At 58.5% G+C, this 19,037-nt stretch carries 18 protein-coding genes and 1 pseudogene; 15 read left to right on the top strand and 4 right to left on the bottom strand.

All coding sequences use genetic code 11. The annotated features are described in order from the left end of the window. Positions 1 to 12 precede the first annotated feature (12 nt). The 8 genes from ROO76_23630 (at position 13) to ROO76_23595 (ending at position 7,416) form a co-directional block, all read left to right on the top strand. Positions 13 to 1,569 (top strand): glutamine synthetase family protein, encoded by a 1,557-nt coding sequence (locus tag ROO76_23630; GenBank protein ID MDT8071158.1) that lies wholly within the window; start codon positions 13 to 15, stop codon positions 1,567 to 1,569. Between the two features lie 115 nt (positions 1,570 to 1,684). Continuing rightward, a complete protein-coding gene (locus ROO76_23625; protein MDT8071157.1) occupies positions 1,685 to 2,242 on the top strand; it encodes a hypothetical protein in 558 nt (185 codons plus the stop codon). 476 nt (positions 2,243 to 2,718) lie between these two features. Continuing rightward, a complete protein-coding gene (gene rplU / locus ROO76_23620; protein MDT8071156.1) occupies positions 2,719 to 3,216 on the top strand; it encodes a 50S ribosomal protein L21 in 498 nt (165 codons plus the stop codon). Positions 3,217 to 3,310: 94 nt separating this feature from the next. Beyond that, complete coding sequence (gene rpmA, locus ROO76_23615; GenBank protein MDT8071155.1) at positions 3,311 to 3,580, top strand: 50S ribosomal protein L27; 270 nt, start codon at positions 3,311 to 3,313, stop codon at positions 3,578 to 3,580. A gap of 179 nt (positions 3,581 to 3,759) precedes the next feature. Continuing rightward, a complete protein-coding gene (gene obgE / locus ROO76_23610; GenBank protein ID MDT8071154.1) occupies positions 3,760 to 5,013 on the top strand; it encodes a GTPase ObgE in 1,254 nt (417 codons plus the stop codon). 49 nt (positions 5,014 to 5,062) lie between these two features. After that, entirely contained in the window at positions 5,063 to 5,851 is a 789-nt protein-coding gene (gene nadD / locus ROO76_23605) for a nicotinate-nucleotide adenylyltransferase (GenBank protein MDT8071153.1), read from the top strand. Positions 5,852 to 5,931: 80 nt separating this feature from the next. Beyond that, positions 5,932 to 6,444 (top strand): ribosome silencing factor, encoded by a 513-nt coding sequence (rsfS, locus tag ROO76_23600; protein ID MDT8071152.1) that lies wholly within the window; start codon positions 5,932 to 5,934, stop codon positions 6,442 to 6,444. Positions 6,445 to 6,447: 3 nt separating this feature from the next. After that, positions 6,448 to 7,416 carry a sigma-54 dependent transcriptional regulator gene (locus ROO76_23595; GenBank protein ID MDT8071151.1) on the top strand — a complete coding sequence of 323 codons (969 nt, stop codon included), beginning with the start codon at positions 6,448 to 6,450 and terminating at the stop codon, positions 7,414 to 7,416. A gap of 92 nt (positions 7,417 to 7,508) precedes the next feature. Here the strand turns inward: ROO76_23595 and ROO76_23590 are convergent, their stop codons facing one another. The 3 genes from ROO76_23590 to ROO76_23580 are packed head-to-tail and all read right to left on the bottom strand — an operon-like array spanning position 7,509 to position 10,880. Then, positions 7,509 to 8,693: a class I SAM-dependent rRNA methyltransferase gene (locus tag ROO76_23590; protein ID MDT8071150.1), complete on the bottom strand. Its 1,185-nt coding sequence runs from the start codon at positions 8,691 to 8,693 to the stop codon at positions 7,509 to 7,511. Between the two features lie 29 nt (positions 8,694 to 8,722). After that, on the bottom strand, positions 8,723 to 9,829 hold the full coding sequence (locus ROO76_23585) for a tetratricopeptide repeat protein (protein MDT8071149.1): 1,107 nt from the start codon (positions 9,827 to 9,829) through the stop codon (positions 8,723 to 8,725). A gap of 10 nt (positions 9,830 to 9,839) precedes the next feature. After that, positions 9,840 to 10,880: a C4-type zinc ribbon domain-containing protein gene (locus tag ROO76_23580; protein ID MDT8071148.1), complete on the bottom strand. Its 1,041-nt coding sequence runs from the start codon at positions 10,878 to 10,880 to the stop codon at positions 9,840 to 9,842. Positions 10,881 to 10,929: 49 nt separating this feature from the next. On the opposite strand from ROO76_23580, the gene ROO76_23575 reads away from it, so the two are divergent. The 6 genes and pseudogenes from ROO76_23575 (at position 10,930) to ROO76_23550 (ending at position 16,041) form a co-directional block, all read left to right on the top strand. After that, the gene (locus tag ROO76_23575; GenBank protein MDT8071147.1) at positions 10,930 to 11,202 is read left to right on the top strand and encodes a hypothetical protein; all 273 of its coding nucleotides are present in this window, start codon (positions 10,930 to 10,932) and stop codon (positions 11,200 to 11,202) included. 75 nt (positions 11,203 to 11,277) lie between these two features. Next, a pseudogene (locus ROO76_23570) lies at positions 11,278 to 11,571 on the top strand (prolyl oligopeptidase family serine peptidase). Positions 11,572 to 11,616: 45 nt separating this feature from the next. Then, complete coding sequence (locus tag ROO76_23565; GenBank protein MDT8071146.1) at positions 11,617 to 12,141, top strand: Lrp/AsnC family transcriptional regulator; 525 nt, start codon at positions 11,617 to 11,619, stop codon at positions 12,139 to 12,141. Between the two features lie 109 nt (positions 12,142 to 12,250). Then, on the top strand, positions 12,251 to 13,459 hold the full coding sequence (locus ROO76_23560) for an aminotransferase class V-fold PLP-dependent enzyme (GenBank protein MDT8071145.1): 1,209 nt from the start codon (positions 12,251 to 12,253) through the stop codon (positions 13,457 to 13,459). 91 nt (positions 13,460 to 13,550) lie between these two features. After that, on the top strand, positions 13,551 to 13,853 hold the full coding sequence (locus tag ROO76_23555) for a TusE/DsrC/DsvC family sulfur relay protein (protein ID MDT8071144.1): 303 nt from the start codon (positions 13,551 to 13,553) through the stop codon (positions 13,851 to 13,853). Between the two features lie 310 nt (positions 13,854 to 14,163). Further along, positions 14,164 to 16,041, top strand: coding sequence for an IPT/TIG domain-containing protein (locus tag ROO76_23550; protein MDT8071143.1), 1,878 nt, complete (start codon positions 14,164 to 14,166; stop codon positions 16,039 to 16,041). Here ROO76_23550 and ROO76_23545 read toward each other — a convergent pair whose 3' ends face one another. Next, complete coding sequence (locus ROO76_23545; protein MDT8071142.1) at positions 16,042 to 16,509, bottom strand: DUF3225 domain-containing protein; 468 nt, start codon at positions 16,507 to 16,509, stop codon at positions 16,042 to 16,044. A 275-nt stretch (positions 16,510 to 16,784) separates the two neighbouring features. Between ROO76_23545 and ROO76_23540 the strand changes: the two genes are divergently transcribed. Beyond that, positions 16,785 to 18,989, top strand: a complete 2,205-nt coding sequence (locus ROO76_23540; GenBank protein MDT8071141.1) for a PEGA domain-containing protein — start codon at positions 16,785 to 16,787, stop codon at positions 18,987 to 18,989. Positions 18,990 to 19,037 lie beyond the last annotated feature (48 nt).

The raw sequence follows: 19,037 nt of genomic DNA, 5'->3' as shown, positions 1-19,037 counted from the left end.
GGAGTTCGAACTATGTCCACGGTTGCCGAGGCGGTTGCCGCGCCCTATGCGCTGACCAACCCTATTTCTCTTATTGTCGACAAGCCGCGCGAGGAGTTCACGCGCGAAGACCTGATCCGCGTCATCCAGGAGCGCCAGATCGAGCGCATCACGTTCCATTACACGGCGCTGGACGGCAAGTACAAGGAACTGAAGATCCCGGTGGCGAATCGCTTCCAGGCCGAGCGCGTGCTGGCCGACGGCGAGCGCGTGGACGGGTCGTCGCTGTTTCAGGGCATGGTCGAGACCGCGCTCAGCGATCTCTATGTCGTGCCTCTATATAAGACGGCGTTCCTGAACCCGTTCGACGATGCGTCGCTGGATTTGACTTGTCGTTACGTCACGCGAGAAGGCCAGCTTGCGCCTTTTGCGCCGGACACAATTCTGAACAATGCCGCGGCGCTGTTTCGTAAGACCATCGGCTGCGACCTGTTCGCGCTGGGCGAACTGGAGTTCTTCCTGCTGAGCGACTGGCCGACGGCGCTGTTTCCGCCGGACCGCCAGCGCGGATATCACTCCGCGTCGCCCTATATAAAGAGCGGCCTGATCCTGAACGAGATGATGCGCTACATCTCGCAGATCACCGGGGCGGTAAAGTACGCGCACGCCGAGGTCGGCTACATCGACAGCGTCCGCTCGAACCTCGACGAGATCAAAGGCAAGAGCGCCGAGCAGTTGGAGATCGAGTTCCTGCCGACGCCGATTGAAGATGCCGGCGATCACCTGGTGCTGGCGCGGTGGCTAATTCGGAACGTGGCTTACAAGCACGGATGCGTGGCGACGTTCGCACCGAAGATCGAAGAGGGAGTTGCCGGGAATGGGTTCCACGTCCATATGGACGTGCGGAAGAACGGCAAGAACCTTATGACCGATGCCGGTCGGTTGAGCGAGACGGCGAAACGCGTTATCGGGGGGCTCTGCACGTATGCGGATACCCTGACGGCGTTCGGCAATACAGTGAGTTCGGCGTACCTGCGGCTGGTGCCTAACCAGGAGGCGCCGACGCGGATCTGCTGGAGCGATATGAACCGCTCGGCGATGATTCGCGTGCCGCTGGGCTGGCGCGACCTGAAACATTTGGCCGGAACGCTCAACCCGCAGCAGAAGGCCATCTTCGAAGATCGCGAGGGGCGGCAGACGGTAGAACTACGCTCGCCCGACGGATCAGCCATCGTTCACCTGCTGCTGGCTGGGATCGCAATGGCGGCACAATGGGGAATGTCGCACGACGAGGCGCTTGAAATCGCCGACAAGTTCTACGTGCAAGGCAACATCTTCCACGATCAAAGACTGGTCGCGTCATTGCCGCCGCTGCCGAAGAGCTGCGTGGAATCAGCCCGCGTGCTGGCGCAGAAGAAAGATCTCTATACCCGCGAGGGAGTGTTCCCGGATTGCATGATCGATTACGTCGGCAATCTGCTAAAGCAGGAGCGTGATGAAGATATGAACCGGTACCTGATCGATCTCCCTGCGGACGACCGCCTGCACGAGACGAGGAAGATCATGCACAAGGATCTGCATCGGCACTGATGGGTGCTGGGTACTGGGGACTCGCCCAGAACCCAGTACCCTCCTCTTGACCAAAGCCTCGCCCCAAGCTACTCTCCCCCAACTCGCTTTCACATCCACGAAGGAGTCTCTCTCCATGGCCACTCTTTCCGCGCTCTGGCTTCCGATACTGCTTTCGGCGGTGGTGATCTTCATCGCCAGCTCGATCCTGCACATGGTGCTGCCGTATCACAAGAACGACTACTCGAGGCTTCCCGACGAGGACAGGGTGGTGGCCGTGTTGCGCTCGGCGAATCTCAAGCGCGGGCTGTACATTTTTCCGCACTGCACACACCAGGAGATGAACAAGCCTGAGATGGTGGAGAAGTATAAGCAGGGACCAGTCGGGCACATGACGATCTTCCAGCCCGGGAAGATCAACATGGGGAAGTACCTGGGACTATGGTTCGTGTATTGCCTGATCGTCGCGTTCTTCGCTGCATATATCGCCGCGCATACTTTGTCGGCCGGTGTTCAATACCTGGTGGTGTTCCGCATAGTCGGCGCGACCGCGTTCATGGCTCTCGGCATTGGACCGCTAGCGAACGGAATATGGAAGGGCCAGCCGTGGGGAATGACGATCAAAGAGGTCATCGACGGGTTGATTTATTCGCTGCTCGCGGCGGGTGTATTTGGGTGGTTGTGGCCCAGATAAAGGAGGTGATTTGGTACTGAGACTGGACATCGCGCTAGCCGTACTGCGATGGGGTTGGTGCTCGTCATTTGGGCTCGGCCCCTCTCAGTTCGATACAACGCTTGGACCACGGGCCTCCGTGAACGACATGCGAACATCAATCCACCGCCGACTCCGGAAATGCGACTCTGAACACCAAAATCATGACCGCGATACTCCGCGTCGCCGGGGTCATGCTCGTCGGGTTCGCGCTATCGGTGCTGCTCGGTCAATTCAGGCGTTGATCGACTGCGGTTTGACCTTCCTGCCACTTTTCCCGTAAAATTCAATGGTTTGCCTGTACTGCTACGTCCCGTCTAGGGAACCCCTGTGGTGACCGTCGGTCCCAGCGTGAATGTGTGTTCCGTTTTCCGGGGAAGTGCAAGCGCACAGATTGAATTCCTTTAGGGCTCCTCGCCCGTAGTATGTCTGGGGAGCGAAGGTTTGGAGGCATTGCTATGTACGCGGTCATCCGCGCCGGTGGGAAACAGTATCGCGTGAGCCCCGGAGACGTCGTCCGTGTGGAGCGCTCGGAATCGCATATTGCAAGTGGCGACGTCAGCTTTGACGTGCTGGCCGTGAGCGGCGGCGACGGTCAGATTTCGAATCCGTCGGACGCGCGCGTGGTTGGACAGGTGATTGGCGAAGGTCGCGCCGACAAGATCCTGGTCTTCAAGTTCAAACGCAAGAAGCAGTACAAGAAGCTGCAGGGGCATCGGCAGGGATTCGCCGAGGTCCGCATCTCGCAGATTGCGTTCGACGGACAGACCTTTGACGCTCCGGCGTTGCCGGAAAAGAAGGTGAAGGCCAAGAAGGCGGAAGAGGCTGAACCCAAGGCAGAGCACGAGACTAAGCAGGCTGCGCCGAAGAAGAAGACGGCTGCCAAGAAGACTGCTGCGAAGAAGGCTCCCACAAAGAAGGCTGCAGCGAAGAAGGGTTCGAGCAAGAAGAAGTAGCCGCGGGTCCCTCGACTACGCCGCGCAGACAACGCGCGGCTCCGCTCGGGATGACGGTGGTTAGTGGTTCGTAAAGAAATTAGAGGATTTTGTCATGGCACATAAAAAAGGTTTAGGTTCATCGAAAAACGGCCGCGACTCGAATGCGCAGCGGTTGGGCGTAAAAGCGTTCGGCGGACAGGTTGTTCCCGGAGGCAGCATCATCGTTCGGCAGCGCGGCACGCGCATCAAGCCGGGCCTCAACGTTGGCCGCGGAAAAGACGACACCTTATTCGCTAAGGTCGACGGCAAGATCAAGTTTGTCGATCGCGGACGCATGGGCAAGTTCGTCGTGATCGAGCCGCTCGAAACCGCCAAGGCGTAAGCGACACGGATCGGCAAGACCTACATCTGTTAACTACGACGGGGTGGGGCGCGGTTCCACCAGGAGCGGGATACGGCTTCACAGCAGGCCTCGTGGCGAGCGGGGCCTTTTGCTTTGCAGACAGTCGAAAGACTGAGGCTTCTTAGCTTTCGACTTTTGACTTCAGACCTTCGACTCCCATGTTCGTTGACGAAGCGAAAATTCGGGTGGTAGCCGGTGATGGCGGCAATGGCTGCATGGCCTTTCGGCGGGAGAAGTTCGTTCCGCGCGGGGGCCCGTCGGGCGGTGATGGCGGTCACGGCGGTGATGTCATCATGGAAGCCAGCGAGAAGCACAACACTCTGGTGCACTTCCGTTTCAATCCCGAGTACAAGGCGCAGCGCGGACGTCACGGGGAGGGCTCGAATCGAACCGGAGCCGAAGGCGAAGATGTGATTCTGAAGGTTCCCGTCGGGACGCTGGTTTACGACGAGGACACCGGCGATCTCGTCCATGACTTTCAGACCGCCGATGATCGTCTGGTGATTGCGCGAGGCGGACGGGGCGGACGCGGGAACCAGCATTTTGCGACGTCGACACACCAGGCTCCTCGCGAGCACGAGTTGGGCCGACCCGGTGAAGAACGCCATTTGCGGCTGGAGCTGAAGCTGCTCGCCGATGTTGGACTGGTCGGGTATCCGAATGTTGGAAAATCCACGCTGATTTCGCGGATTTCGGCGGCGCGGCCGAAGATTGCCGATTATCCATTTACGACATTGCAGCCGAATCTTGGCGTAGTTGCGCTCGGTGAGTTGCCGAACGTGGTCAGTTATGTTGTTGCCGATATCCCCGGATTGATTGAGGGGGCGAGCGAAGGTGCGGGATTGGGAACGCGGTTCCTGCGCCACGTGGAGCGCACGCGATTGCTGGCGCACCTGGTGGATGTTTCGGATGCGAGCGGGCGGCTCGACCCGGTGAAGGATTTCGAGGTCATTATGGGCGAGTTGGCGAACTTCGGCGCCGATCTCGAATTGAAACCGATGATCGTCGTCGCCAGCAAGGCCGATGTCGCCAACCCGGAGAAACTGGCGAAGGTCAAAAAGTACGCCGCGCGGAAACGGATGCCGTTCTTTGAAATCTCCGCGGTTACTGGGCAGGGCATTAAGGAATTGCAGTGGGCGATGGCGCGGTATGTCGAGCAGGTTCGAGCAGCCGAGGTCAGTGGAGAAAAGGCAGATCTGCGACTGCCCGGGGTTGAAAAGAAACAACGCGAACGATTGCACAGGATCGACTCACCACGGAGACGCAGAGGCACAGAGTCTTTGGGTAGAAAAGCAAAATCGAAAAGCGGCAAGGCGGCGAAATCGAGGGCGGTTACTAGCAAGAGAATCGCTCAGAAGCCGGCAAAGAAAGCAGCCAAGAAAACGACTCGGCCGAAACGCGCAAGAGACTAGACCTCGCACTTCGATGTAGAGCAAACTGAGAACCGGGATTGAGAACTGAATGAACCTGGCTTTATTTGGCGGCACCTTCGACCCGATTCATCGTGGACATCTTGCGGTGGCGCGCGCGGCTGCCGAGCGATTCAAGCTCGGCAAGATTTATTTCGTGCCTGCCGATATTCAGCCGCTCAAGGCCAAGACGGCGGTCACGCCCTACTATCACCGACTGGCGATGATTGCGCTGGCGGTAGCGGGAGAGAAGAGATTTATCCCGTCGCTGCTGGAGGCGCCCGAGGTCATCCAGGCGGAGGGCAAGCTGGCGAGCTACTCGATCGACACAGTGAAGCGATTTAAGCAGACGCTAAAGAAGAGCGACCAATTGTTTTTCCTGATTGGAATCGACGCCTTTCTCGACATTGCCAAGTGGCGTAGCCCGGTAGAGTTGCTACACGAATGCGAGTTCATCGTGGCGAGCCGCCCTGGGTATTCGCTGGCGGATGTTGCGAAGGCGCTGCCGGACTCGATGCGTCCGCGGGATGAGGTCACGAGAATATTTCGTTCGGCGAACGCTCATGGATCGATGGTGCTGCCGGAAACGACGATCCATCTGTTGGACGATGTAAGCGAGCCGGTTTCCGCGACGAAGATTCGCGCGGCGGCGGAATCGGGAAAGAAACTGGAGTCGATGGTTGGAGATGCCGTCGCCGAGTACATTCGCAAGGAAGGGCTGTACAAGAAAGGCGCGGAGACGCTGCCAGATGTTTCCGACAGAGAGAAGGCGAGGCAGGAGCGCGAGGCAAAGAAGCATCGCGCGGGACTGCAGATCGTGGGTGGAAAAAGGCGGGAGTAGGCGACCCACATCTGCTGAGAACGGCAGATATGGGGCACGAAGCACATTGGGAAGAACCTGAAGATCAAGGAACGAACCGGATGAAGAAGAACGAGATCAGAGAGCAAGTCGCGTTGGTGCTGGCAGCGGCCGAGGCGAAGAAAGCGGAAAACATCAGCGTGCTGGAACTGCCGAAGGAGTCCAGCGCTTTCACCGATTTCTTCGTGGTGTGCAGCGGAGCGAACCCACGACAGGTGCAGGCCATTGCCGACGAGGTGGATGAACGCTTGTCCAAAGCCGGCTTCGAGCCAAACCATCGTGAGGGTTATGATCGCGGCGATTGGATCCTGCTCGACTACGTGGATTTTGTTGTTCACATTTTCAACGAGAGCGCGCGAAAGTTTTACGATCTGGAGCGGCTGTGGAAGTCGGCGAAAAAGCTTGAGTCGGCCGAGGTGTTCGGGAAGAAGAAGCCGGCGAGAGCAACTGCGCGAACGGCATCCACGAAACCGGCGCGACGCGTGACGAAGACGCCAGCTCGCAAAACAGCCAGGAAGAGCGCGCGAAAGACTGTGGCGCGGCGACCAATCAAAGCTCGCGGCAAGAAGAAATAGGCCATGGCAGAAGAGGCGACAGGTTCCGCGCGCGATCAGGAACACCATCCCAGCGTGCTCGACCGCTACGTCGCCGAAGACCCTGCCTCTAAACGCCTTCTTGACCAAGCCACCAAGGTTGCTAAAACAGCCTCAACGGTTCTGATTCGTGGCGAAAGCGGCAGCGGAAAAGATCATCTTGCTTCCATAATCCATTTTCTGAGCGCGACTCGTGACGAACCCCTCGTCAAGATCGATTGTGCTTCCCTTCCGCACGAACTCCTGGAAAGCGAACTGTTCGGCTACGAGCGCGGCGCGTTTACCGGGGCGGCTCATCGCAAGCGCGGACGCATGGAACTGGCCGGGCGCGGGACAATCGTCCTCGACGAGATCGGCACGCTCACGCCCGCGATGCAGGCAAAACTGCTGCGCGTGCTCGAGGAACGTACATTCGATCGGCTCGGCGGAACGAAACCGGTGAAGCTCGAAGCTCGCATCATCGCGCTCACGAATGTAGATCTCGAACGTGCCGTTGCGCAGCATTCGTTCCGCGAAGACCTCTTTTACCGATTGAATGTCGTGCCGCTGGTTGTCTCGCCCCTGCGTGAACGGCCGCGCGACATCACTCCGCTGGCGCAAATGTTCGTAATGCAGTTGTGCGATGTGCACCGGCGGGGCACGATGACGATAAGCGCGGATGGGCGGCGGGCGCTGCAATCCTATTCCTACCCGGGAAACGTACGCGAGTTGCGGAACATCATCGAGCGCGCAGTGGTACTCGGAACAACACGAGAGATTGCGCTCGAAGATCTTCCCGCACACGTGAGGCAAACCTCGTTATCCACTCGAAAACCCACGCTCGAGGATCTCGAACGCTCATACATCGCGGAGATTCTCGATTACGCCCGCGGCAAGAAGTCGAAGGCAGCCGAGATTCTGGGGATTACCCGAAAGACTTTACTGGAGAAGAGGAAGAAATACAGGCTGGATTGAATGTGGTCACTCTTCCGGCTTCCATTTGTCCCGATTGATTCGCAGCCAGACTATCAGCACCAGGCCGACCAAGCCCAGAACGATCAGCACCTTCATAGAGCCTCGCAGATCACGCATTTCAAGTAATGCGTCTCGGGCACGTTGAGCAGGACGGGGTGGTCCTGCGACTGCCGGCGCACTTCGTGCACTCGCACCGATCGGCGCGCATCGGCGGCCGCCGAAGCCAGCATCTCGAGAAAATCACCCTCACTCACGTGATACGAGCACGAGCAAGTGACTAATTTGCCGCCTGCTCGGAGCATCTTGAGTGCCCGGAGGTTCAATTCCTTATAGCCGCCCAAGGCTTTCGCGGCGGCGGATTTCGCCTTCGCAAACGCCGGCGGATCGAGAACGATGATGTCGTATTTTTCGCCGTGATCGGCATAATCGCGCAATAAATCGAAGGCATTGGCCTCGATCCACTCGATCTCGCGCCCACTGAACGCCGCCTCGTTCATCTTCCAATTCTGTTCCGCCGCTTCCAGCGCCGCCCGCGACATATCCACGGCTGTCACCTGCTCGCAGGCACGGTTCAGATGCAGCGCGAATCCCCCCTGGTAGGTGAAGCAGTCGAGCACGCGGCCGGATGCGTAACGTTCTGCGGCGACGTAGTTCTCGCGCTGGTCGAGGAACGCGCCGGTCTTTTGTCCTGACTCGGTGTCGAACAGGAATTTCAGGCCGTTCATCGTGAACGTGGTTTTCGGCGGAACTTCCCCGCTGAGCCGCGACCAGATCAAAGAATCCGTTCGTGGCTCCATCTGCTCGAGTTCGCGAATACGCGGCTCCACACGTTCGAAGATAGCGATTGGCGACAATTCCGAGACCAGCGTGCCGACGATTGTGTTGCGGGCGTCGCGCGTGTCCATTGCCTGGGTCAGCACCTGGAGCGAAAGATAGTCGCCGTATTTGTCGACCATGAGGCCGGGGAGAAAATCGGCCTCGCTGAAGACGACGCGGTAGGCGTCAGAGTCGCGTACTACCCTGCTGCGGAACGCGGCGGCTTCCGAGATGCGCCTGCGAAGTAGCGAATTCCACTCGCGCGCCGAAACGACCTCAGGCGATATCGCGCGCACTGCGATTTGCGAGGCGGTGCTGTAGAGCGCGGTCGCGAGAGCGCGTGAGCGCGAGTCAACTACTGTCACGATACTTCCCGGTGGGATTCCGTCGGCGGATGCGACATCGGAGCGGTAAACCCAGGGGTGGCCTCCCCGCAGGCGAGCGGCGCCGCGTGCGTTCACGGTTACGATTGGATTTTCACTCTTGCGTGTCACTGGGTGGTCGGTTCGTTGAGTTTCTCACGGCAGCGCGCAATGGCGGCTTTGGCTGCCGATATCAGCGTGTTCTCCGGAGAAGCTTCTTTGATGAAAAGCGTATACTCGCCGATCGCTTCGTCCGGCTTCATCATCCGCTCCAGCGAGGCGGCGGCGGCAAAGTGCGCCAGTGCCTGGCCGGGATGCGGAAGGCTGTGCATCCTGCGAACGAGTTCGGGAACCGCGGTGTCCTTTCCGAGGATGTAATCGAACTGCGCAAGGCGTGAGAGTGCCTCGACATTCATCGGTTCCAAGGCGAGCGATCGCTCGAGCAGGCTCGCCGCTTTGGCGAAATCTTTGTTGCTCGCGGCGATCTGCGCGAGGTTGCGATAGCCGGGCGCGTACTTGTCATTCACCTGGATCGATGTTTCGAAAGCCTTCTGGGCACCACCGATATCTCCCATCTCGACCAGTGTTGCGCCCAAACCGTTGTAAGCCTCGTCGTAGCTGGGGTAGATATCGATCGCCTTCTGGAAATGGTCCCGCGCCTCCTGGTACTTCTTGTCATCGAAGTCCTTGCTGCCCCGGTCTACTTCCTTTTCAGCTTTTTTGGGAATCTTCAGGGATGTCGTCGAAACGATCCCGCCGGGCGCCTTCGCGTTGTTCTCTCCCTTGCGATGGATCCGGACCGTCAAGATCCGGTCGCCTTCGGCAGGTACTACGTTCTCAACGTTTTCTTCTTCAATACTGGCGCCGTAAACACGAACCCGATAGCTCACGTCCTGTGTCAGTCCCTGCGCGTTCCGAACGGAGCCAACAACGGTGAAGGTGGCGTAGCCTTCGCTGCTGGGGGATGTTTCCGCTATGGTCTGCCCCATGTCGTTCAGCACCGCGATGCGGATTGCCATGTTGGAAACGGCATTCCCTCTGATGGGCTGGCCAGCGGAATCGCGATTGTTGCCTTGCACTCCAGGCATTCCCTCTACGTCCTGTTTGTCGCTGAAATTATGCCCATTGGCCCAGACCAGCATGACCTTGAATTGAACCGTCTGCTGATAGCCTTGGGCGAATGCGAGAGGCGCGAACAGCAACAACAACGGAAAAAAACGACAGAGCCGTTTCATGGTGCGCCACCTATTCTGCGGCCGGCGAGGACTGCGAGTGCGGAATCTGGCGGCGCAGGTCTTGCAGCGCCTCCGGCGGAAGCTGCTCTTTTTCGTCTTCGAGTCCGGCCTCGTCGACGAACAATTCCCGGCCGTGCTCCATCTGGTGGCCGAAAGCCTGGGTGTAGGTCTTCCCTTTTTCAGAATGCTTTTCGAGGAAACGCCCGGTTTCGATGTCAAAAGTGCGCATGGAGGCGTTGCCCTTGTTGTTCACGAACACGGCAAACACGCCGCGTTCGCCAACGTGCGGCAGGAACATCCATGTGCGCTCAACGGTGACATTGGATCGGAAAGCCGTCTCCGGTTCTTCCGAAGGAATGTAGTACAGCAGGCGACTGCAGGAGTCACACGTGATGACGCGCTCGCCCTTGCGAACCTCGGCAAAGACCTGGGGCCGCAGCATGATCTGACATCCGAGACAACGCTGGTCACGAGCTTCGGCGATACCGGTGCCACGGTGCCTGGAGACGCGGTCGTACTGGCGCAAGCTGTCTTCGCCGACTGCTGCGCGAATTGACGACTGCTGCACGCGCAACTCGGAGAGCCTTTTTTCATCTTTTTCTGTAAGGGCACGGGCTTCGGCCTTTTCCCTCTCGATCTCGGCAGCTTCGGCCTTCAACTCCGTTTCCGCGGTTTTGACCTGGCGCTCCTTGTTTTCCGCGTCTTCCATGCAGTCGAGGATCTTATCCTCCAGGCTGCGAATCTCCTGTTCGGCAAAGGAAATCTCGTTCATCAGTGCGCGGTATTGATCGTTAGTCTTGACCGAAGAGGATTGTTCGCGGAACTTGCGAATTTTTTCGTGCTGGCCCTGGATCTCCGATTCGTACTTGCGCTTGGCCATTTCGTCCGCCTTTATGGCGGCTTTGGCCTTCTCGACGCGGTCCTTGGCGGAATTCAGCTTGGCTTCAATAGCGTGTAGATGTTTTGGCAGGGCGGCCACTTCAGCGGCGAGACGCGCAATTTCGTTCTCAACCTGCTGTAAATCCATGAGTTGGGCAAGGTCGGAATGCATGGTGAGACTATGAAAATTCTAACACGCTGGGGCTAGGAGATTCGCCGGATTGAGTCTCCCCGGGAGGAAAAGTTACCTTTTAACCGTGCTGATTGAGTTGGCAAAATTGATGATGGGGCTGACACTGGCGGCACTTCACCGCCCAGTCGCCGACTTCGTCCTCGAACAGGACCGGTTGCTCACTGCGCTCGCACGTCGCGGCGGCGTCAACCTACCTACTGGTTTCTCCGCCGAAACCTCACGCACAATTTTCTTCCTGCTCGGCATCCTCATCGCATTGGCCCAGATGGCGCGAATCTATTTGCTGTATCTGCAGAGATAAGACTTTCGGCGCGCCTGCTCCCCACCCGTACATTGCCACCAAGGCAATCGCAGACGAAAGTTCGCCGTCTTCCACAATCTCGGCGAAATCGGATTGAAGGACCAGTTAACGTCGCTCGACCAGGCGCTGCAAATGTTTCCGCAACTCGACGCCAGTCGACTCGGCTGGTGCGGATGGAGTTTCGGCGGCACCATGACCTTGAACGCCATGACGCACGGTAACCGATTCAAAGCCGGGGTTTCCGTCGCGCCCGTCACCGACTGGCACCTGTACGACTCCACCTACACCGAGCGCTACATGGGCCTGCCGCAGGAAAACGTCGCCGCATATGAGATTGTATTCCGTGGCCGTGGTTCTTGCCATTTGTGATTCCCGCACTAGACCTGCCGTTAGCTCATCCCTCAAACTAGGCGTATGCGATCCGCCTCTCATTTGCTCGACCACATCGGGTGGCACATTCTCCAGGAGTTACAGGAGAACGCGCGTCTTCCTTTCGCCGAGTTGGGCCGGAGGGTTGGCCTTTCGACGCCTGCGGTCGCCGAACGGGTTCGCAACATGGAAGATGCAGGGATCATTCGCGGCTACCGGGCCGAGGTCGATCCCAAGGCGTGCGGCTACAACATCTCGGCCTTCATTCGCGTGAATGTTGCCGGCGATAAGTTGCAGCACTTTGTCGAACTGGCGAAGACGTGCCCTGAGGTTCTCGAGTGCCATCGGGTTACCGGTGCGGAGTCGTTCGTGCTGAAGATGGCCGTCACCGATATGAACCATCTCGAGTCGGCCATCGATTCGCTGATGCCCTACGTCGCGACTACGACTTCGATGATCCTTTCGTCGGCGATCGTTTGGGGGCCGGTGCGCCCGCGTGAAGAGAAACCTGCCGAGCCGTCCGCAAAGTCGCGGAAGAAGCGTGGAAAGGCACACGCCAGAAATCGTTAAGCCGTTTCACGAAAATTCCGTCAAATCTTAAATCCCATTAATGAAAATACCTTCTGCTTCGCATGTACTCGCGGGGACGCTTCTTCGTACCATTTCTTGCGAGGCGCCGATGCAAAACAACCTTCATTATCTTGATAATGCCGCTACCGCCTGGCCGAAGCCGGAGTGCGTTTACGACTACATGCTGAAGTTCTACCGCGAGACGGGTGTGAACCCGGGGCGCAGTGGTTTCGATATGGCCATCGAAGCCGGCTCCCTGCTTGATCGGCTTCGCAAGCGGCTGACAAAGTTCTTCAACGGCGATCAGGATTGTCCCGAGCGTCTTTGCTTCGGCTACAACGGCACCGACGCGCTGAATCTGATCATCTTCGGGTCGCTTGCGGAAGGCGATCACGTTGTCACCACGAACTTGGAGCACAATGCGGTCATTCGCCCGGTAAACCACCTTGTCCGCGACCGCGGGATCGAGGCGACATTCGTTCCGTTCAACGGCGCGGGCTTCGTCGAGCCCGATGCAATAGCCAAAGCGATTCGTCCAAACACGAAATTGGTCGTTGTAAATCATGGGTCAAACGTCCTCGGCACCGTGCAACCGGTCGCCGAGATCGGTAAGATCTGCCGCGAGCGCGGCATCACGTTTGCTGTCGATACCGCGCAGACAGCAGGCGTGATTCCGATCGATATGCAGGCGATGAACATCGACGTGCTGTCGTTCACCGGGCACAAGGCGCTGATGGGCTGTACAGGCATCGGTGGTATGTGCGTGCGCAAGCACGTCGACATCGGCCAGACGCGGGCCGGCGGTACGGGCGTGCGCTCGGCTTACCCATATCACCTCGAAGAGTATCCATGGCGCATGGAGTTTGGGACTCCGAACATGGTGGGCGTCGCCGCTCTTTGGGCTGGGCAGGACTGGCTCGACCAGAACGGCGTCGAAAACATTCATGCCCGCGAGATCAAACTCGCGCGGAAACTGGTAGAGAACCTCAAGACAATCGAAGGTGTGAGGCTCTACTGCTGCGACAACCTCGAAAACCACCTCTCGACCATCAGCATCAACGTCGAGGGGCTCGAAGCAGGCGACGTCGGCACCATGCTCGACGTCGATCATGAAGTCGCGACGCGCACCGGCCTGCACTGCGCACCACTGGTTCACCAGCAGCACGGAACCCTGGATGTCCACGGTTCCGTGCGATTCTCGATCGGTGCATTCAACACCGATGCCGATATCGACGCCGCGATAGAAGGCATGCGGCAGATTGCGGCGTGGGCGAAGCAGCGCAACGCGAAGCGTGCAACGACCCCCGTACACGCGTAAACTCAGACGATCGCCGTGCTCATGTCCGGGGGGGAACGATCGACTGAGAAGGACAGTCATCAACTGAAGAAAGGACTTACTGGTGTTCGAAGTGAACAATCGGAAGTACGAAGTCGATAAGGACGGATTTTTGCAGAGCCCGGAGATCTGGGATCGCGCTGTTGCGCTCGATCTCGCGAACGCGCAAGGGCTGACGGAATTGAGCGAAGGCCACTGGAAGATCATCGACTACATTCGTGGCTACTGGAAAGAAAACGAAATTGCCCCGATGGTTCGCCACATCTGCAAAGAAACCGGCTACAAATTGAGCGACATTTACGACATGTTTCCCTCGGGTCCCGCCAAGGGTGCCTGCAAGGTGGCTGGATTGCCCAACCCGTCAGGCTGCGTCTAGAACAATTTGAGGGTAGCACCCGGCTTTACCAAAGAAGCCCGCTCCACGAACTGGGCCCTAACCTGTACTACGTGTATTTTCCCTAGGGCTCCAAGTTGCTGCGTGGACCAATGCGTACTACTCTCGCAGCAACTCTCACCAGAAAGCCCTCGCCATGCAGTCCGCTCGTTTTCGTTTCACAGTGATGTTTCTCGCCGCCATTTGCCTCTCTTCGCTCACCCAGGCACAAACCACTCTCACTGGGGAAACCTCGAATAACACTTCCGCGTGCTCCGCCGCTTCCGGTTACTGCCAGGGAGCATTCACCGGGATGTCAGATTCGACCAGCGGCACCTATAACGCTGTTCCGGGCCCTGTAAGTCATGCCGATATGCACACTCTCGAATACAGCAGTGCGACGACAGCGCTCTACGTGCACTTCATGCCTTGGTTTTGTATGCAGCCGGGATCGACCGCAACCGGCCCGGGCACCAGTTGCAATGGCCACATCCAGGTCGGCTACAACTCCGACGACGCGGCGACGGTGAAAGCCCAGATGAGCGACATGCAGGCGCGTGGCCTGCGGGGGCCGATCATCGACTGGTACGGTCCCAATAAGCAGATCGAGAACGGAACCACTTTGTTGGTAAAAAGCGATTTGGAGAGCCGCTGCATCGGGACCTCGTGCCCACTGTCATTTGCTATCACCGAAGACCAGGGCTCCATTACGCATTCGTGTCCAATGAATGGCGGCGGCACCGACCAGACCAACTGCATTCTTGGCGTTCTGGATAGCGACCTCGATTACATGAATGCCAATTTCTTCCCAAGTTCGGCCTACCTGCGCGTGGATGCAACCAACATGTCGGTTTCCCAGGGCGGACGCCCTGTGGTGTTCTTCTTCATCTGCGAAGAGTGCTTCACCAATCCGTCGCCGAACTGGCCATACATCTGGAACCAGTTGCGCGCACACGTCCAGTCTTATACAAGCGGCAGTCCGCTCATGTGGTTCATCTTCCGGAATGCTGGTGGTTTTAGTCATATGCAGAGCGACGGATCGTTCGCCTGGATCAATCACTACGGGAGCAACGATCCCTACGGCCTTGTCTATCTTGATAATTTCTACGACACCGCCCTCAAGTATCCGACACTGCAACCCTGGGGAGCTTCCTGGAAAGGATTCGACAACACCAACGCACCTTGGAAGCCGAACGTCAGCATCACGCCGCAGCAGTGCGGAAACACGTGGCTGCAAACTTTCGCCGAGATGACGCACAACAACGACTACGGCATTGTGAACCAGCTTCCGTTCCTGCAGGTGGTGACGTGGAACGATTACGAGGAGGGTACTGAGGTGGAAACGGGCATCGACAATTGCCTAAGCCTCTCGGCAACCGTCGACAGCACGACCCTTAGTTGGAGCCCAACATTCTCGGCGAGTTCCGGCAGCGAGAATACGATTGACCATTACGTAGTGTTCGACACTACGGACGGCCAGAACCTCACATTGCTGGCCACGGTGCCGCCGGGCACGCACGCAATTCCCTTGTCGTCGATGAATCTGGCATCGGGTTCACAGACGTTCTACGTTGAGGCAATCGGTAAGGCTGGCATTCTGAATAAGGTATCGAATGGCGTAGCTTATCCCCCCACTCCGACGGTAAGCATCACCGGCGTCTCGCCCTCATCAGGAACCACCGCAGGGGGAACCTCAGGCACAATCTCGGGTAGCGGCTTTGAGGCTGGCGCGACCGTAACATTCGGCGGTGTCACCGCAACCGTAAGTGCTGTTTCCGCGACTTCCATGTCGGCAATAACGCCGGCGCACGCGGCCGGAACCGTCGATGTCGCAGTTGCCAATCCGGACGGCACCAGAGCAACTGCAAGCGGCGCGTTCACCTACACCGCACCGTCGTTCACGTTAACGGCCTCCCCGACGTCGAGGAACACCAAGCGAGGAAACAGTACGTCTTACTCGATCGCCGTCACGCCGCAGGGCGGGTTCACGGGCACAGTCACGTTCGGTGTTTCCGGGCTGCCTTCCGGTACAAGCGCGAGTTTCTCGCCGACATCGATCACGACATCGGGCACGACGAAGATGACCGTGGCGACAACACCATCGGCACCCAGAGGCACTTACAAGCTCACAGTTACGGGAGTGAGCGGGAACCTGAACAGTTCGACCGTGGTGTCGCTGACGTTGCGATAATCACTGTGCGCACGAGTGGTCGTGGATGATCCGCCATCCTTCAGGAAATTTCCTGAAGATCACGGTGAAGCGCCCTGCGGGCTCGCGCCCGTCCTTCATCTTCAGGTGGAATTTCCCGGTTGCAAGGGCTGCATCAGTGCCCAGCATGACCACACGTATCTCTGGGAAGTCGAGGTGACCCATTTCCTTCCCGGGTGCCTGGTAGGCCTTACGATACCGCTCCAGTGCTGCCTCGTATCCGCGGATCTCCGTGGCGCCGCCGATGAAGGTCAGGTCCGGCGATTTCCAGTATCCGGCGGCCATGTAGCCTTCCAGGTCGCCGCGGTTCCAGGCTTCCATCTGGGCATTGAGGACGGCCTTGACTGCAGCACCGTCCTGGGCATCCGAGGCTGAGCTTTCGGCGGGGTTCTGCTGCGCAAAGGCAAGGAGACTGAAGGTTAGGATGAGTGCAAGAGCCAGCTTTCGCATGGTCGGCATACTATCACTGAGGTTGAGGTTCGGTTACTTCCCTGTTACCGTTTTGCAAATTTTCGGATTACCGACTAGCCCTTGTTCCGTTGACTCGCCTGTCTCAATAAGGTACTTTGCCGAGTACACTCCGGAGTGCACTCCGGGCTGCTAACAACTTTGCTACAGCGCCAATTGGGCGGAGAGCATAGTTCTGCGAACCCGCTCCAAGCGCCAGCAATTCCATTCGGTAATAACCAGTGTCTGCCGTGGGAGCGGACGCCGGGAGGTCCCTGTTGCAGAACATCGGGCGCTATCAAGTCGAATCCGAACTAGGTAAAGGGGCGATGGGCCTCGTCTATAAGGCCACAGACCCCAACATCGGCCGGTCCGTTGCCTTGAAGACCATGCGGCTCGATGTGCATGGCATTGAGCAGGAAGAAATGCTGCGGCGCTTCAAGAACGAAGCACGCTCGGCCGGCGTCCTCAATCATCCCAACATCGTCACTATCTATGACGCCGGCGAAGACCAGGGGCTCTTCTACATTGCGATGGAGTTCATCGAGGGCAAAACCCTCGCTGAGGTTCTACAGGAACACCGCGTCCTGCCGGTCGATCAGGTGATAGGCATCACGCGCAACATCTGCGCAGGACTCGACTTCGCCCACAATAAAGGCATCGTCCATCGCGATATCAAGCCCGCTAACATCATGATCACGCCCGAGGGCATGGCGAAGATCATGGACTTCGGCATTGCCAAGGTCAGCGGCAGCCTGACCTCTACCGGACAGGTCCTCGGGACGCCGAATTACATGTCGCCCGAACAGGTCAAGGGCCGTCAGTTGGATGGCCGCTCCGACCTGTTCTCGCTCGGCGTAATGCTTTACGAAATGCTCACCGGCGAGAAGCCGTTCATGGGCCAGGGCGTCACCACGATCATCTATAAAATCGTTAACGAGAACCCGATTCCGCCGCGCGATCTCGATCTCACGATTCATCCCGGACTCAGCGCCGTTGTCACCCGCACGCTGGCGAAAGACCCCTACGAGCGCTACCAGAGCGGCGCAGAACTGATTCGCGACCTCGAGAATTACAAATCTTACGGAACGGATGCGAACTCGACGATTGTGGCAGCGACCGGCGCATTCAATCGTGAGGCTATCGAACAAGGCGACGCTACGTTGATTGGCCCCTCGCCAACAATTGCCAGGGCGCCGGCGCCTGCGCCAGCCCAAGCCCAGGCCACCGGACAGCGGTCCGCGATGCACCCCACGCCAGTTCCGCAAGCGACGGGCTCAGCCGCAGCGAGCAGCACGGTCAAAACGCCAGCCGTTGCGCCGCTTCCCGTGCCTCCGGCCGCTCCGGCCAAACAGCCGACCACCACCTCCGCAAAGATCGCGGCCGCCGGATCGCGCGGCCCGGGCAAGCTGCTCATCGGCGCGCTTGCCTTTCTTGTACTCGTCGCCGGTGTTGTCGGCATTACGAGACACAATGCGCGCAAACGCGCCGCAGCGAACCAACAGCAGCAGTTCCAGCAGGCCATGCAACAGGCGCAGCAGGCAATTGACATGGCCAAGCAAGCGGAGCAGTTGTCGCCGGGCGCGACTCCGTCAACGAGTGCAGACGCGACCCCGCCGACTTCTGCCGATGTTACACCGGAACCGCCGCCGACCGACGCCAATGCAACGCCTATCCCACCTGAGACAGGAAATGCTGCTGCGGCTCCCAAGCGCCCCATTAAACCGAAACTGACCACTGGCGACCTTCAGGTCATCAGCGAACCGGCCGGGGCTCACGTCGATATCGACGGGCAGACGCGCCCAGAATGGGTGACACCCTTCCTCGCGGACAAGCTGCCGGCAGGCAAGCACACCGTCACCTATGCAATGCCGAACTTCGGCACCGAGAAGCGCACGGTTGATGTCGCTGCAGGAAAGAAAGGTACCGTCGACGCGAAGCTCACTACTACTGTCGGTACGGTGAAGATTGCCAGTACACCGGCGGGCGCCGACATCACGCTCAACGGCAAGGCCACGGGCCAGAAGACTCCAGCCACCCTGAGCCTGCCCCCTGGCAACCATGTGATCAAGTTGCACAAAGATGGTTTCCAGGAAGCCACAGAAAACATAACTGTAGCGCTTGGGCAGACGCAGAACATCACTGGCAAATTGCAGGCCGTTCCGGCCACCACGGCTGCTGCTCCTGCATCGGCAAAGCCGACGCAGCCGGCCAAGGAGTCGAATCCGTTCGCGAAGATTGGCCGGTTTTTCAAAGGCGGAAACAATGAGCGGGGAAAACTCAGCATCAAGACTACGCCTGCAGGTGCAAAGATCATTCTGAACGGAGAGGCATCGTCGAGCGTCACTCCGGCGACAATCGAGACGAAGGCTGGCAAATATAAGGTGCAGCTCGAACTCGACGGCTATCAAACGGTCGAGCGCGAAGTTAAGGTGGAAAAAGGCAAGCAGACAGGAATCGCCGAAGTGCTGGTGCACAAGTAAACACTCGCCGTGCCCCACAACGAGATGTGGGTAAATCGAAAGCTACGA

The sequence above is a fragment of the Terriglobia bacterium genome (assembly GCA_032252755.1).
GTDB lineage: Bacteria > Acidobacteriota > Terriglobia > Terriglobales > Acidobacteriaceae > JAVUPY01.
The sequence above is the reverse complement of the archived record's forward strand: the minus strand, read 5'-3'. Positions and strand labels throughout refer to the sequence as shown.